The 15,903-nt window shown below is 47.1% G+C and carries 14 protein-coding genes; all 14 read left to right on the top strand.

The features are described from left to right. The first annotated feature begins 63 nt into the window (after positions 1-63). The 14 genes from iolA to yxdM all read left to right on the top strand — a co-directional run bounded on the left by iolA (position 64) and on the right by yxdM (position 15,897). Entirely contained in the window at positions 64-1,527 is a 1,464-nt protein-coding gene (gene iolA, locus CW370_RS13035; RefSeq protein ID WP_003243682.1) for a methylmalonate-semialdehyde dehydrogenase, read from the top strand. A 74-nt stretch (positions 1,528-1,601) separates the two neighbouring features. Continuing rightward, positions 1,602-2,417 (top strand): 5-deoxy-glucuronate isomerase, encoded by an 816-nt coding sequence (gene iolB / locus CW370_RS13030; protein ID WP_024572428.1) that lies wholly within the window; start codon positions 1,602-1,604, stop codon positions 2,415-2,417. Between the two features lie 23 nt (positions 2,418-2,440). Next, positions 2,441-3,418: a 5-dehydro-2-deoxygluconokinase gene (gene iolC / locus CW370_RS13025; protein WP_024572427.1), complete on the top strand. Its 978-nt coding sequence runs from the start codon at positions 2,441-2,443 to the stop codon at positions 3,416-3,418. Positions 3,419-3,450: 32 nt separating this feature from the next. Then, entirely contained in the window at positions 3,451-5,364 is a 1,914-nt protein-coding gene (gene iolD, locus CW370_RS13020; protein WP_024572426.1) for a 3D-(3,5/4)-trihydroxycyclohexane-1,2-dione acylhydrolase (decyclizing), read from the top strand. Positions 5,365-5,380: 16 nt separating this feature from the next. Further along, entirely contained in the window at positions 5,381-6,274 is an 894-nt protein-coding gene (iolE, locus tag CW370_RS13015) for a myo-inosose-2 dehydratase (RefSeq protein WP_101169700.1), read from the top strand. 14 nt (positions 6,275-6,288) lie between these two features. Continuing rightward, positions 6,289-7,605 (top strand): myo-inositol transporter IolF, encoded by a 1,317-nt coding sequence (gene iolF, locus CW370_RS13010; RefSeq protein ID WP_032676943.1) that lies wholly within the window; start codon positions 6,289-6,291, stop codon positions 7,603-7,605. Between the two features lie 22 nt (positions 7,606-7,627). Beyond that, positions 7,628-8,662, top strand: a complete 1,035-nt coding sequence (iolG, locus tag CW370_RS13005; protein WP_101169699.1) for a bifunctional inositol 2-dehydrogenase/D-chiro-inositol 1-dehydrogenase — start codon at positions 7,628-7,630, stop codon at positions 8,660-8,662. Positions 8,663-8,681: 19 nt separating this feature from the next. Next, entirely contained in the window at positions 8,682-9,551 is an 870-nt protein-coding gene (locus CW370_RS13000; RefSeq protein WP_014478480.1) for a sugar phosphate isomerase/epimerase family protein, read from the top strand. An 85-nt stretch (positions 9,552-9,636) separates the two neighbouring features. Next, positions 9,637-10,473, top strand: coding sequence for a 2-keto-myo-inositol isomerase (gene iolI / locus CW370_RS12995; protein WP_015250853.1), 837 nt, complete (start codon positions 9,637-9,639; stop codon positions 10,471-10,473). A 20-nt stretch (positions 10,474-10,493) separates the two neighbouring features. Next, entirely contained in the window at positions 10,494-11,366 is an 873-nt protein-coding gene (gene iolJ, locus CW370_RS12990) for a 6-phospho-5-dehydro-2-deoxy-D-gluconate aldolase (RefSeq protein WP_024572299.1), read from the top strand. Between the two features lie 107 nt (positions 11,367-11,473). Next, on the top strand, positions 11,474-12,163 hold the full coding sequence (gene yxdJ, locus CW370_RS12985; protein ID WP_003243527.1) for a two-component system response regulator YxdJ: 690 nt from the start codon (positions 11,474-11,476) through the stop codon (positions 12,161-12,163). Beyond that, positions 12,160-13,137, top strand: a complete 978-nt coding sequence (gene yxdK / locus CW370_RS12980; protein ID WP_024572300.1) for a two-component system sensor histidine kinase YxdK — start codon at positions 12,160-12,162, stop codon at positions 13,135-13,137. Before yxdJ ends, yxdK begins: the two co-directional genes overlap by 4 nt. A gap of 143 nt (positions 13,138-13,280) precedes the next feature. After that, positions 13,281-14,054, top strand: a complete 774-nt coding sequence (yxdL, locus tag CW370_RS12975) for an ABC transporter ATP-binding protein YxdL (protein ID WP_024572301.1) — start codon at positions 13,281-13,283, stop codon at positions 14,052-14,054. Then, positions 14,029-15,897, top strand: coding sequence for an ABC transporter permease YxdM (gene yxdM, locus CW370_RS12970; protein ID WP_101169698.1), 1,869 nt, complete (start codon positions 14,029-14,031; stop codon positions 15,895-15,897). Before yxdL ends, yxdM begins: the two co-directional genes overlap by 26 nt. Positions 15,898-15,903 lie beyond the last annotated feature (6 nt).

Genomic DNA, 15,903 nt, shown 5'->3' with positions numbered 1-15,903 from the left:
TATGAATCTATCCTGAACCATCCATACAAGTGTATGTGTTTACTAATGAAGGAGGCAATAAGAATGGCAGAAATCAGAAAATTAAAAAACTATATCAACGGTGAATGGGTTGAAAGCAAAACAGATCAATATGAAGATGTCGTCAATCCGGCGACGAAAGAAGTGCTATGCCAAGTGCCGATTTCTACAAAAGAGGATATTGATTACGCAGCGCAAACGGCGGCTGAAGCATTTAAAACATGGTCAAAGGTGGCGGTTCCGCGCCGAGCCAGAATTCTATTTAACTTCCAGCAGCTGCTGTCTCAGCATAAAGAAGAACTGGCTCATCTGATTACCATTGAAAACGGAAAAAACACAAAAGAAGCTTTAGGTGAAGTGGGACGCGGGATTGAAAACGTAGAGTTCGCCGCTGGAGCTCCTTCCCTGATGATGGGTGACTCACTTGCTTCCATCGCAACGGACGTTGAAGCGGCGAACTACCGTTACCCAATCGGAGTTGTCGGCGGAATCGCGCCATTCAACTTCCCGATGATGGTTCCCTGCTGGATGTTCCCGATGGCGATCGCGCTCGGCAACACATTTATTTTAAAGCCATCTGAGCGGACTCCGCTGTTAACAGAGAAATTGGTTGAGCTTTTTGAAAAAGCGGGCCTTCCGAAAGGGGTATTCAACGTCGTATACGGTGCGCATGACGTTGTGAACGGCATCCTCGAGCATCCCGAAATTAAAGCGATTTCATTTGTAGGCTCCAAGCCAGTCGGCGAATACGTCTACAAAAAAGGAAGCGAAAACTTAAAACGCGTTCAATCTCTGACTGGTGCGAAAAACCATACGATTGTCTTGAACGATGCGAATCTTGAAGACACGGTCACAAACATCGTCGGAGCTGCCTTCGGTTCTGCCGGTGAACGCTGCATGGCTTGTGCGGTTGTGACGGTTGAAGAAGGAATCGCCGATGAATTTATGGCGAAGCTGCAGGAAAAAGTGGCGGACATTAAAATCGGTAACGGCCTTGATGACGGCGTGTTCTTAGGACCGGTGATTCGCGAAGACAACAAGAAGCGCACGCTCAGCTATATCGAAAAAGGTCTTGAAGAAGGTGCCAGACTCGTATGTGACGGACGTGAAAATGTGTCTGACGACGGCTACTTTGTCGGCCCGACGATCTTTGACAATGTCACAACAGAAATGACGATCTGGAAAGATGAAATTTTCGCTCCGGTCTTATCTGTCATCCGTGTGAAAAACCTGAAAGAAGCGATTGAAATCGCCAATAAGTCTGAGTTTGCGAACGGCGCCTGCTTGTTCACATCCAACTCAAACGCAATCCGCTATTTCCGTGAAAACATTGATGCGGGAATGCTAGGCATCAACCTTGGTGTGCCGGCTCCAATGGCGTTCTTCCCATTCTCAGGCTGGAAATCTTCATTCTTTGGAACGCTGCATGCGAACGGAAAAGACAGCGTCGACTTCTATACACGTAAAAAAGTGGTGACGGCAAGATATCCGGCACCTGATTTCAACTAAACGACGAACAGCCGAACGGCGTCCATGTGCGCTGTTCGGACTCATTCTGCCAATAGAAAGAGGAGGGCTTCTCTATGAGTTATTTGTTGCGTAAGCCGCAGTCGCATGAAGTGTCTAATGGGGTCAAACTGGTGCACGAAGTAACGAAATCCAACTCTGATCTCAATTATATAGAGTTTAAGGTGTTAGATCTAGCTTCCGGTTCCAGCTATGCAGAAGAATTGAATAAACAAGAAATCTGTATTGTGGCGGTAACGGGAAAAATTACAGTGACGGACCATGAGTCGACTTTTGAGAATATCGGTACGCGTGAAAGCGTATTTGAACGAAAACCGACAGACAGCGTCTATATGTCAAATGACCGTGCATTTGAGATTACAGCGGTCAGCGACGCAAGAGTGGCGCTTTGCTATTCTCCATCGGAAAAACAGCTGCCGACAAAGCTAATCAAAGCGGAAGACAACGGAATTGAGCATCGCGGGAAGTTTTCAAACAAACGTACTGTTCATAACATTCTTCCGGATTCAGACCCTTCAGCTAACAGCCTATTAGTAGTTGAAGTCTATACAGACAGCGGCAACTGGTCCAGCTACCCGCCTCACAAACATGATCAAGACAACTTGCCGGAAGAATCTTTCTTAGAAGAAACGTACTACCATGAGTTAGACCCGGGGCAGGGCTTTGTGTTTCAGCGCGTATACACAGATGACCGTTCTATTGATGAGACAATGACTGTAGAAAATGAAAACGTTGTCATCGTTCCTGCGGGATACCACCCGGTAGGCGTTCCGGACGGATACACATCCTACTATTTAAATGTCATGGCAGGGCCGACGCGAAAATGGAAGTTTCATAACGACCCGGCGCATGAGTGGATTTTAGAACGCTAACAAGTGAGGAGTGGCTGTTTACGATGAAGTATACATTCAATGAAGAGAAGGCTTTTGACATTGTTGCCATCGGCCGGGCATGTATTGACCTGAACGCAGTCGAATACAACCGCCCAATGGAAGAGACGATGACATTTTCCAAATACGTTGGGGGTTCACCTGCGAATATCGCGATCGGCAGCGCGAAGCTTGGCTTAAAAGCGGGCTTCATCGGCAAAATTCCGGATGACCAGCATGGAAGATTCATAGAGTCCTATATGAGAAAGACCGGCGTTGATACAACACAGATGGTTGTTGATCAAGATGGACACAAAGCAGGCCTTGCATTTACAGAAATCCTCAGCCCTGAAGAATGCAGCATTTTAATGTATCGCGATGATGTGGCGGATCTTTATCTTGCGCCTTCAGAGGTAAGCGAGGACTACATCGCAAATGCGAAAATGCTGCTTGTTTCCGGGACAGCGCTCGCCAAAAGCCCGTCACGGGAAGCGGTATTAAAAGCTGTTCAATACGCGAAGAAGCATCAGGTTAAAGTGGTGTTCGAACTGGATTACCGCCCGTATACGTGGCAGTCATCAGATGAAACAGCCGTTTATTATTCTTTGGTTGCCGAGCAGTCTGATATCGTCATCGGCACACGCGATGAATTTGATGTGATGGAAAACCGCACAGGCGGAAGCAATGAGGAATCCGTCAATCATTTATTTGGCCATTCAGCCGACCTCGTTGTCATCAAACACGGCGTCGAAGGCTCTTACGCATACAGCAAATCCGGCGAGGTATTCCGCGCTCAAGCGTACAAGACAAAAGTGCTGAAAACTTTTGGAGCCGGTGACTCCTATGCGTCAGCCTTTATCTATGGCCTTGTCACCGGAAAAGACATCGAAACGGCATTGAAATACGGCAGTGCTTCAGCTTCCATTGTGGTGAGCAAGCACAGTTCGTCAGAAGCGATGCCGACTGCGGATGAAATCGTACAGCTTATTGAAGCACAGTCATAATTGAAAAAGATCGAGTAAAGGTGGGATCGTTTGTGGGTAAGAAAATTCGCTTAACAACTGCGCAGGCGCTGATTAAATTCTTAAACCAGCAGTACATCCATGTAGATGGAAAGGAAGAGCCTTTTGTCGAAGGGATCTTCACGATTTTCGGTCATGGAAACGTATTAGGGATCGGGCAGGCGCTTGAGCAGGATGCAGGCCATTTGAAAGTCTATCAAGGGAAAAATGAACAAGGAATGGCGCATGCGGCCATGGCGTACAGCAAGCAAATGCTGAGAAGAAAAATATATGCGGTGTCTACATCCGTCGGACCGGGAGCGGCTAACTTAGTGGCGGCAGCCGGCACTGCATTGGCAAACAATATCCCAGTTCTTTTGATTCCGGCAGACACATTTGCGACAAGACAGCCAGACCCTGTACTGCAGCAAATGGAGCAAGAATACAGTGCGGCGATTACAACAAACGATGCATTGAAACCTGTATCGAGATATTGGGACCGCATTACGCGCCCTGAACAGCTGATGAGCAGTTTGCTGCGCGCGTTTGAAGTCATGACTGACCCGGCAAAAGCAGGTCCGGCAACGATTTGTATTTCTCAGGATGTTGAAGGGGAAGCATACGATTTTGATGAAAGTTTCTTCGTCAAACGGGTTCACTATATTGATCGCATGCAGCCGAGCGAGCGCGAGCTTCAAGGTGCGGCGGAGCTGATTAAATCCAGCAAAAAACCTGTGATTCTCGTCGGCGGAGGCGCAAAATATTCCGGTGCGCGCGATGAATTGGTTGCCATTTCTGAAGCCTATAACATTCCGTTAGTTGAAACGCAGGCAGGAAAGTCTACTGTTGAGGCAGATTTTGCAAACAACCTTGGCGGAATGGGCATCACAGGTACACTTGCGGCAAACAAAGCGGCCCGCCAAGCTGATTTGATTATCGGCATCGGCACAAGGTATACGGATTTTGCGACATCCTCTAAGACCGCTTTTGATTTTGATAAAGCGAAGTTTTTGAACATTAACGTCAGCCGAATGCAGGCGTATAAACTTGATGCATTCCAAGTGGTAGCGGATGCGAAAGTGACGCTTGGCAAACTGCATGGCTTGCTTGAAGGCTATGAGAGCGAGTTCGGCACAACGATTCGGGAGCTGAAGGACGAATGGCTAGCTGAACGCGAGCGTCTCAGCAAAGTGACGTTTAAGCGGGAAGCATTTGATCCGGAAATCAAAAATCATTTTTCTCAAGAGGTCCTGAATGAATATGCTGACGCGTTGAATACGGAGCTTCCGCAAACAACGGCATTGCTGACAATCAACGAGACGATTCCTGAAGACAGTGTCATCATCTGTTCAGCAGGCTCACTCCCAGGAGATTTGCAGCGTCTGTGGCATTCTAATGTTCCGAATACGTATCACCTGGAGTATGGGTATTCTTGCATGGGCTATGAAGTGTCCGGGACACTCGGTCTTAAACTGGCCCACCCTGACAGAGAAGTGTATTCAATCGTCGGAGACGGCAGCTTCCTGATGCTTCATTCTGAATTGATCACGGCGATTCAATACAACAAGAAAATCAATGTGCTGCTCTTTGACAACTCAGGATTCGGATGCATCAACAACCTGCAAATGGATCACGGCAGCGGCAGCTACTATTGCGAGTTCCGCACAGATGACAACCAAATCCTGAATGTCGATTACGCGAAAGTCGCTGAGGGATACGGCGCGAAAACCTACCGTGCAAACACAGTAGAAGAATTAAAAGCGGCGTTAGAGGATGCGAAGAAACAGAATGTATCAACATTAATTGAAATGAAAGTTCTGCCAAAAACAATGACGGACGGCTATGACAGCTGGTGGCATGTCGGGGTGGCAGAGGTATCTGAACAAGAAAGCGTTCAGAAAGCATACGAAGCAAAAGAGAAAAAGCTGGAATCTGCGAAGCAGTATTAGAGGGGAGGCACCATAGATGGGCAAAAATGAAATCCTGTGGGGAATCGCTCCCATTGGGTGGCGGAATGATGACATGCCTGAAATTGGAGCGGGAAATACACTTCAGCATTTGTTAAGTGATATCGTTGTCGCACGTTTTCAAGGCACGGAGGTCGGGGGCTTTTTCCCCGAACCTGCCATCCTGAACAAAGAGCTGAAGCTTCGGAACTTACGCATTGCAGGAAAATGGTTCAGCAGTTTTATTTTGCGTGACGGACTTGGTGAAGCGGCAAAGACATTTACCCTGCATTGTGAGTATTTGCAGCAAGTAAACGCGGATGTCGCAGTTGTCTCTGAACAAACGTACAGCGTGCAAGGCTTGGAGAAAAATGTGTTCACAGAGAAGCCGCACTTTACGGATGATGAATGGGAGCGGCTTTGCGAAGGGCTGAATCACCTTGGCGAAATTGCCGCTCAGCATGGCTTGAAGCTTGTCTATCATCATCATCTCGGCACTGGTGTCCAAACAGCGGAAGAAGTGGACCGCCTGATGGCAGGAACAGACCCTGCGCATGTACACCTCCTCTATGATACAGGCCATGCGTATATTTCTGACGGCGATTACATGGGGATGCTTGAGAAGCATATCGGCCGCATTAAGCATGTGCACTTTAAGGATGCCCGCCTGAATGTCATGGAACAATGCAGGCTCGAAGGACAATCGTTCCGGCAATCATTTTTAAAAGGCATGTTTACGGTTCCCGGTGACGGCTGCATTGACTTTAGAGAAGTATATCAGCTGCTGTTGAGGCACAGTTATTCCGGATGGATTGTCATTGAAGCTGAACAGGACCCCGATGTTGCAAACCCGCTGGAGTATGCATTGATTGCGAGAAACTATATTGATCAGCAGTTGTTGGATCTGGCTTAATGGGGAATGAACATATGGGCAATACCAATGGAGATTCAGCCTTCAATAAACGGACAATCGCGGCAGCATTGGCCAACTATATTGATGCCGGTTCAATTGTGGCAGGCTCCGCCGGTTTATCATTATGGGTCAGTTACCTTAAGCTATCCGATACGCAAATCGGGCTGCTCGGCGCGCTGAGCGCAAATGCGATTTCTGCCGCTGTCGGCGCGCTGCTTGGCGGGTTTCTGGCTGATAAAGTCGGACGGAAGGCTGTTTATACCAATAGTATGCTGGTTTATGCACTAGGGATTTGTTTGGTTTTGTTCGGGGTTAATTTCCCCATGTTGTTAAGCGGTTACATCATTATCGGTTTATCAGTAGGGGCTGACATAACCGCGTCATGGACCATTATTGCGGAAAATGCGCCAAAGAAGAATCGGGCCAGGCATTGCGGCGTAGCACAAGTCGCTTGGGCCGCGGGCGCTGTCGTTGTACTGCTCCTCTCCGTACTGGCCGGTGACTTGGGACTCTTGGGGAATAAAATCGTATTTGCCCATCTGCTTGTGATTGCGCTGATTACGTACATCCTGAGAATCAGGCTTCCGGAATCAGACGCCTGGCAGACAAAAAATCAGCCGGAGGAAGCTCAGGCAGAGAAGCCGGCTGTATTGAATAAGACATCGTATTTTGATTTGCTCAAGCCTATGTATCTAAAAAGCATACTGTTTTTGATGGGTGTGTACTTGGTTTGGAACCTAGCCGCCGGGGTCATGGGCTTCTTTATGCCATACATTTATCAGCAGGTCGGCGGTGTATCTGCCAACATGGCCAACCTTTTGCAAATGGGGCTGTTTATCTTCACAGGATTGGGGGTCGCCTTGATCTTCATGCCCTTTGCCGACAAATATAGAAAAACCGTATTTGGAATCGCCGCTTTCATGGCGGTGATCGGGTGGACACTGTTTCTGCTGCCAGTTGAAGGCCTGCCGATTCTGCTCCTGTTTATTGTCGTGATCGGCATCAATAACGGAGCCGGGCAGCAAGCGAACTATCAGTTATGGGCCAGCGAAATCTTTCCTACGCAATATCGTGCTTCCGCACAAGGACTGATGTTTTTCCTTGTCCGTATTTCAATAGGGATTTGGAGTCTGTTTGTCCCAATGATTATCACCAATTTCGGCATTGGAACGATGGCTGCAATTCTTCTCGGATGTGTGACGGCCAGTATGATCATCGGGCTGCTCTTTGCGCCGAATACGTCTGGCAAGTCGCTTGAACAAATTCAAGAGGAACTCTACGGATCTCCTCAGAGCCAAGTAAAGCAAGAAACAGAAAGCAAAATTATGTAATCAACAGAAGGAGTGGCTGTCAATGAGTTTACGTATTGGCGTAATTGGAACTGGAGCAATCGGAAAAGAACATATTAACCGCATCACGAACAAGCTGTCCGGCGCAGAAATTGTAGCTGTAACGGATGTCAATCAAGAAGCTGCACAAAAGGTCGTTGAGCAATACCAATTAAACGCGACGGTTTATCCGAATGATGACAGCCTGCTTGCAGACGAAAATGTAGATGCTGTCTTAGTGACAAGCTGGGGGCCTGCGCATGAGTCAAGCGTGCTGAAAGCGATTAAAGCCCAGAAATATGTGTTCTGTGAAAAACCGCTCGCGACAACGGCTGAAGGATGCATGCGCATCGTCGAAGAAGAAATCAAAGTGGGCAAACGCCTTGTTCAAGTCGGCTTCATGCGCCGTTATGACAGCGGTTACGTACAGCTGAAGGAAGCACTCGATAACCATGTGATTGGCGAACCGCTTATGATTCACTGCGCGCACCGCAACCCGACTGTGGGAGATAACTACACAACCGATATGGCTGTAGTCGACACGCTTGTTCATGAAATTGACGTGCTCCACTGGCTCGTCAATGATGACTACGAGTCCGTTCAAGTCATCTATCCGAAAAAATCAAAAAACGCGCTTCCGCATTTAAAAGATCCGCAAATCGTGGTGATTGAAACAAATGGCGGCATCGTCATCAATGCTGAAATCTATGTGAACTGTAAATACGGCTATGACATTCAATGCGAAATCGTCGGAGAAGACGGCATCATCAAGCTTCCCGAGCCATCAAGCATCAGCTTGAGAAAAGAAGGCAAATTCAGCACTGATATTTTGATGGATTGGCAGAGACGCTTTGTCGCTGCGTATGATGTGGAAATCCAAGACTTTATTGATTCGATTCAAAAGAAAGGCGAGGTCAGCGGACCGACGGCATGGGACGGCTATATTGCTGCTGTCACGACTGACGCGTGTGTAAAAGCCCAGGAATCTGGACAAAAAGAAAAGGTTGAATTGAAGGAAAAACCGGAATTCTATCAATCTTTTACAACAGTTCAAAACTAGAAAACAGAGGAGTGAAAATATGAAGTTAGCATTGGATCCATCCATGTATCGTGATGATTTAACTTTAGAGGAAATGGTCTATAAAACGGCGGAGCTTGGCTATGAATATATCGAATTGTCTCCGCGCGAGGATTTTTGCCCGTTTTATAAATATCCGAAAGTCGATTCAGCAAAGATCAAACAATTAAAGCGCCTTTTAAGAGATACAGGTGTTAAGCTTTCATCGCTTCTTCCTCTTTACCACTGGGCGGGACCCGATGAAGACCGCCGCCAGGCAGCAGTGCGCAACTGGAAACGGGCAATCGAAATTGCGGTTGAACTTGAAGTGGATTTGATGAACAGCGAATTCAGCGGTTCAAAATATGATCCTTTAACAAGTGAAGAAAAATTTATCAAATCCATGGATGAGCTTCTGCCAGTCTTTGAAAAAGAAGGCATGAAACTCAATCTTCAAGCCCATCCATATGATTTTATCGAAACGCACAAAGGTGCGATGGATATGATCCGCGCGCTTGACAAGGATTGGATCAATCTTGTCTACTCGACTGCGCATACGTTCTTCTATGATGACGGCAAAGGCGACATCGAGACCATGTTTGACGAAGCCGGTGACCGCCTCACACATGTTTTATTTGCAGATACCTATAATCATAAAGCGGCTCATGGCCTTCGCTACATCGTAAATCCGCCTGACGCGAAAGTAACGGTTCACCAGCATTTGGACATTGGCCAAGGCGAGGTTGATTTTGATACGATTTTCAGAAAACTGAGAGAGATGAAGTTCGACGGAATTGCGACGAATGCCGTATTTGCTTGGGTCGATGAAAGAGCGGATGAATCAAGCCGATTTATGCTTAAGAAAATGAAAGAAGAATTAGGTCTGGCATAAGCTGAGCATGGAGTTCGGCGGGATATGGCGACAGCCTTCCTGCCGAACTCCCTTCATATCTAAAACGCAGATGGGGGAGTCTGGCATGAAACTTTGTTTTAATGAAGCGACAACATTGGAAAACTCAAACCTTAAACAGGATTTAGAACTATGCGAAAAGCATGGCTATGATTATATTGAAATCCGTACAATGGATAAGCTGCCGGAGTACTTAAAAGATCATTCATTGGATGACCTTGCGGAATATTTTCAAACCCACCACATCAAACCGCTTGCCTTAAACGCACTCGTTTTCTTCAACAACCGTGATGAAAAGGGTCACAACGAGATCATCACTGAATTTAAAGGCATGATGGAAACATGCAAAACCCTCGGTGTGAAATATGTGGTGGCCGTTCCGCTTGTGACAGAGCAGAAGATTGTAAAAGAAGAGATCAAAAAGAGCAGTGTAGACGTGCTGACTGAGCTGTCAGATATCGCGGAGCCGTACGGCGTAAAAATCGCGCTTGAATTTGTCGGCCATCCGCAATGTACGGTCAATACGTTTGAACAGGCGTATGAGATCGTAAACACAGTTAACCGTGACAATGTCGGGCTTGTCCTTGACAGTTTTCACTTCCATGCAATGGGTTCAAATATTGAGAGCTTAAAGCAGGCGGACGGAAAGAAAATCTTCATCTATCATATCGATGATACAGAAGATTTCCCAATTGGCTTTTTAACAGATGAGGATCGTGTATGGCCGGGACAAGGGGCAATTGACTTAGATGCCCACTTATCAGCACTGAAGGAAATCGGCTTCTCTGATGTTGTATCGGTTGAGCTCTTCCGGCCTGAATACTATAAGCTGACTGCTGAGGAAGCCATTCAAACAGCGAAAAAAACAACAGTGGACGTCGTATCAAAATACTTCAACATGTAATGGATAAAGGAGGGGTGAATATGGCTTTTGTATCGATGAAAGAGCTTCTTGAAGATGCAAAGCAGGAGCAATACGCAGTCGGCCAGTTTAATATCAACGGCCTGCAGTGGACGAAGGCGATTTTGCAGGCGGCGCAAAAGGAGCAATCACCGGTCATCGCCGCGGCTTCCGATCGCCTGGTCGACTATTTAGGCGGATTTAAAACGATTGCCGCCATGGTCGGCGCGTTAATGGAGGACATGGCGATTACCGTTCCCGTGGTGCTTCATCTCGATCACGGAAGCAGTGCGGAACGCTGCAGACAGGCCATTGATGCCGGATTCAGCTCAGTGATGATTGACGGCTCCCATCAGCCGATTGACGAGAATATCGCGATGACAAAAGAAGTCACCGATTATGCCGCAAAACACGGCGTGTCAGTAGAAGCCGAAGTCGGCACGGTCGGCGGAATGGAAGACGGACTTGTCGGCGGGGTCTGTTATGCCGATATCATGGAATGTGAGCGGATCGTTAAAGAAACCAATATCGACGCGCTGGCCGCCGCCCTCGGCTCTGTACACGGCAAATATCAGGGTGAGCCGAATCTCGGATTTAAGGAAATGGAGGCTATCTCCCGCATGACTGATATTCCCCTCGTTCTTCATGGGGCATCCGGGATTCCGCAGGATCAGATCAAAAAAGCCATCACACTCGGCCATGCGAAGATCAATATCAATACGGAATGTATGGTAGCGTGGACAGACGAAACACGCCGCATGTTTCAGGAAAACAGCGATCTGTACGAACCGCGCGGCTATTTGACACCCGGCATTGAAGCCGTGGAAGAGACAGTGCGAAGCAAAATGAGAGAGTTCGGATCAGCCGGTAAAGCAGCTAAGCAGCAGGTCGGCTAAAGAGACCAGAAACCGCCGAGATGGCGGTTTTTTTGTGCGGTGTTGCGTCCATACGCCCAAAACGATTATGATGATGGCAGCAGTGTAAGAAACGGGAGTGGTTCAGTTTGAATAAAATTATGATTGTGGAAGACAGTGAAGACATTCGCGGACTATTGCAGAATTACCTTGAAAAATACGGATATCAAACAGTGGTCGCCGCGGATTTTACAGCTGTTCTTGATGTCTTTTTGCGGGAAAAGCCCGATGTGGTGCTGCTTGATATCAATTTGCCGGCATATGACGGATATTATTGGTGCCGGCAGATCCGCCAGCACTCCACAAGCCCGATCATCTTTATTTCTGCCAGAAGCGGGGAAATGGATCAGGTGATGGCGATTGAAAACGGGGGAGACGATTATATCGAAAAACCGTTTTCTTATGATATTGTGCTGGCGAAAATCAAAAGCCAGATCCGGAGGGCGTACGGGGAGTACGCCGCAAAGCAGGGAGAGAAAGTGGTTGAATATGCCGGCGTCCAGCTCTTTGTGGAACGGTTTGAACTGCGTTTTCAGGATGAAAAAAGCGAGCTTTCTAAAAAAGAAAGCAAGCTTTTGGAAGTGCTGCTTGAGCGGGGAGAAAAGGTGACGAGTCGGGACCGTCTCATGGAAAAGACGTGGGACACCGACATATTCATCGATGATAATACACTTAACGTGTATATCACGCGGCTCAGAAAAAAACTGCGGGAGCTGAATGCGCCTGTTTCTATTGAAGCGGTGCGGGGCGAAGGCTACCAGCTGAGGGCGCAGTCATGAAGCTGTTTCTCCGGTCTCATGCAGTGCTGATTCTGCTTTTTCTCCTTCAAGGGCTGTTTGTCTTCTTTTATTACTGGTTTGCGGGTCTTCATTCTTTTTCTCACTTGTTTTACATATTGGGCGTGCAGCTTCTTATTTTGGCGGGCTATCTTGCCTATCGCTGGTACAAAGACCGCGGAGTGTATCATTGGCTCAGCTCGGGGCAGGAAGGGACGGATATCCCGTATCTCGGTTCTTCAGTGTTCTGTTCAGAGCTGTATGAAAAGCAGATGGAGCTGGTCCGGCTGCAGCACCAGAAGCTCCATGAGACCGAAGCCAAGCTTGACGCGCGGGTGACGTATATGAATCAATGGGTGCACCAAGTAAAGACGCCGCTGTCGGTCATTAATTTAATCATTCAAGAAGAGGACGAGCCCGTTTTTGAACAAATCAAAAAAGAAGTCCGGCAGATTGAATTCGGGCTGGAGACGCTTCTTTATTCTTCAAGGCTCGACCTGTTTGAACGGGATTTTAAAATCGAAGCGGTTTCCCTGTCCGAGCTTCTCCAATCAGTCATTCAAAGCTATAAACGATTTTTTATTCAATATCGCGTTTATCCGAAAATGAACGTTTGCGATGATCATCAAATTTACACCGATGCCAAATGGCTCAAATTTGCGATCGGCCAAGTGGTCACAAATGCGGTCAAGTATTCAGCGGGCAAGAGTGACAGACTTGAGCTGAATGTCTTCCGCGATGAAGACAGGACGGTGCTTGAAGTCAAAGATTACGGTGTCGGGATTCCCTCGCAAGACATCAAGCGGGTGTTTGACCCTTATTACACCGGTGAAAACGGGCGGCGTTTCCAAGAATCTACGGGAATTGGCCTCCATCTCGTCAAAGAAATTACAGATAAGCTCAATCATACGGTGGACATCAGCTCGTCTCCCGGTGAAGGGACATCAGTTCGATTTTCATTTCTTACAAAAATGTAAGGCTGCGTTAAGAAAACAACATAGCCCGCTTTGTTTCCCCTTGATAACATGGATTTATGTCAAGGGGATTTTTATGTTGAACGTCCCGGCACTACATGAAAGCAGCCCAGATCAACAAGAATAAAACCATAAGGAGGATTTTCATGGCGAATATGCTTGAAGTCAAACATATAAATAAAACCTATAAAGGACAAGTGTCCTATCAGGCCTTAAAGCAAATTTCATTTTCAATAGAAGAAGGCGAGTTCACGGCGGTAATGGGGCCGTCCGGGTCCGGAAAAACAACGCTTTTGAATATCATTTCAACGATCGACCGTCCGGATTCAGGCGATATCCTGATTCACGGAGAAAACCCGCATCGCCTGAAGCGGACAAAGCTCGCTCATTTCCGCCGCAAGCAGCTCGGATTTGTGTTTCAGGATTTCAACCTTCTGGACACGCTGACAATCGGTGAAAATATCATGCTGCCGTTAACGCTTGAAAAAGAAGCACCGTCTGTAATGGAAGAAAAACTGCAAGGCATCGCGGCAAAGCTCGGAATCGAAAACCTGCTCAACAAACGGACGTTTGAAGTATCCGGAGGACAGCGCCAGCGTGCCGCCATCGCAAGAGCGGTCATTCATAAGCCGTCACTCATCCTGGCCGATGAACCGACGGGCAACCTTGATTCCAAAGCGTCAAAAGACGTCATGGAAACGATGCAGAGCCTGAATCAGGATGATCAAGTCACGGCTTTGATGGTGACCCACGATCCTGTTGCGGCAAGCTACTGCCGCCGCGTCATCTTTATAAAAGACGGTGAACTGTTTAATGAGATTTACCGCGGGGAAAACCGCCAAGTATTTTATGAACAAATTCTCGATGTGCTGTCTATGCTGGGGGGAAACGCAAATGACCTTTCTTCAGTTCGCTTATAAAAACGTCACGAGAAACAAAAGGGCCTATCTTGCATTCTTTTTAAGCAGCGCCTTTTCCGTTTTGATTTTCTTTACCTTTGCGATGTTCCTGTTTCATCCGGCATTAAAGGAAGGCTACCTGAATAATATCGCCAAAAAAGGCTTAACCGCTGCGGAATGGATGATCTTTGTTTTTTCTTTCTTATTTGTTCTGTATTCGGTTAACGCATTTTTGAAATCGAGAAATAAAGAATTCGGCATCCTGCTCATGCAGGGCATCACGCCGGGGCAGCTGAGAAAGCTCATTACTGCGGAAAATATGATCATCGGCGTCATGTCAATTGCAGCCGGCATTATCGGAGGATTCATTTTTTCAAAGACGTTCTTTACGGTCGGCGCTTATATTTTAGAAATGGACGCGCTGCCTTTGTATATGCCTTGGAAAGCGCTCGGTATTACGGCCTGCGGATTTCTGCTCTTATTTTTCTTTTTATCGCAGTTTACGATCCTTTTTGTCAGATCAAATACGGTTATCAAATTAATAAAGGGCACTGACAAGGTTAAGCCGGAGCCTAAGCCGTCCGTGCTTCTGTCCTTATTCGGCATCGCCTGTCTGTGCGGCGGGTACGGCATGGTTCTTAAAGGCAATGTCCACGGGGCCGAACCGTTTATCATTTTACTGCTCACCGTCATCGGAACATATTTCTTTTTCAGCCAAAGCAGCATATGGATTCTGCGCGCGCTGAAGAAGTGGAAAACCTTTTATCTGCGCGGGAAAAACGTCATCTGGGTTTCTGACCTTGTCTATCGTTTAAAAGACAACGCCCGCCTGTTCTTTATTGTCAGCATTATTTCCGCGGTTGCGTTTACTGCGACAGGCGTGCTCGCGATGTACAAATCGACCGTCGGGGCGGAAGAGTCCGCTTATGAAATGGAGTATTTATCTTACAGCAACAATCCAAAAGAACAGACTCATTTGAAAGATATTGACCATGAATTGAAAACACACGGCTTTACGTATACGAAAGACAAAATAGATGTTTCCTATGTTCGCTATCAGGAAGGAGAAACTGTTCCCCCTGTTTACATGATCAGTGAATCGGATGCGGCAAAATACTTCCATGTCAAAGTGAACGGCCTGAAAGAAGACGAGGCTGTCTATTTCCCGGGAACGTATGACCGCAATTTCAAAAACAAAGCTCCGGATCAGCTGAAGCTGCTGAACCAAAAAGGGGAGATGTCTGATCAAAAACTGTCGGTAAAAGAAGTCAAAAAACCGCTGATCTCATTGAATGCCATCATCGCGGTGAATGATCAAACCTTTGATCAGCTGAAATCACTCGGTGATAAAGCGTCATTATACGGCTACAGCTATGATCATTGGAAAGACAGTCTTGAGATCAGCCAATCCTTGCAAAATGAGATTTACGGCAATTATATCGACGTGCATTCTGATTTTGCTTCAAAAGCCGGGACTTACTATGATACGGTGCAGCTGCCGAGCCTGAGTTTATTTATCGGCCTGTTTATCGCAATTGTATTCTTTGTCGCGGCAGCAAGTTTCTTATATTTCAGGCTGTTCACTGATTTAGATGAAGACCGGGAGCGCTACCGTTCACTGGCCAAAATCGGCCTGAGCGAGCGTGAAATGGCACAAAGCGTGACAATACAATTGGCCATTCTTTTCTTCTTTCCATTTGTCATTGCCGTCATGCATACACTGTTTGCCTTGAGAACATTGGCTGTGGAAGGATATTCCGATGTAGCGGGACCGCTCAGTCTTACCATCGGAGGGTTTTTCATTTTTCAGCTTCTATTCTTCCTCGCGGTGCGGTCAAGCTATTTGAAAAAAATGAACAAGTAAGGGGAG

This window comes from Bacillus sp. SN32 (assembly GCF_002837495.1).
Classification (GTDB): domain Bacteria; phylum Bacillota; class Bacilli; order Bacillales; family Bacillaceae; genus Bacillus; species Bacillus subtilis.
The sequence above is the reverse complement of the archived record's forward strand: the minus strand, read 5'-3'. Positions and strand labels throughout refer to the sequence as shown.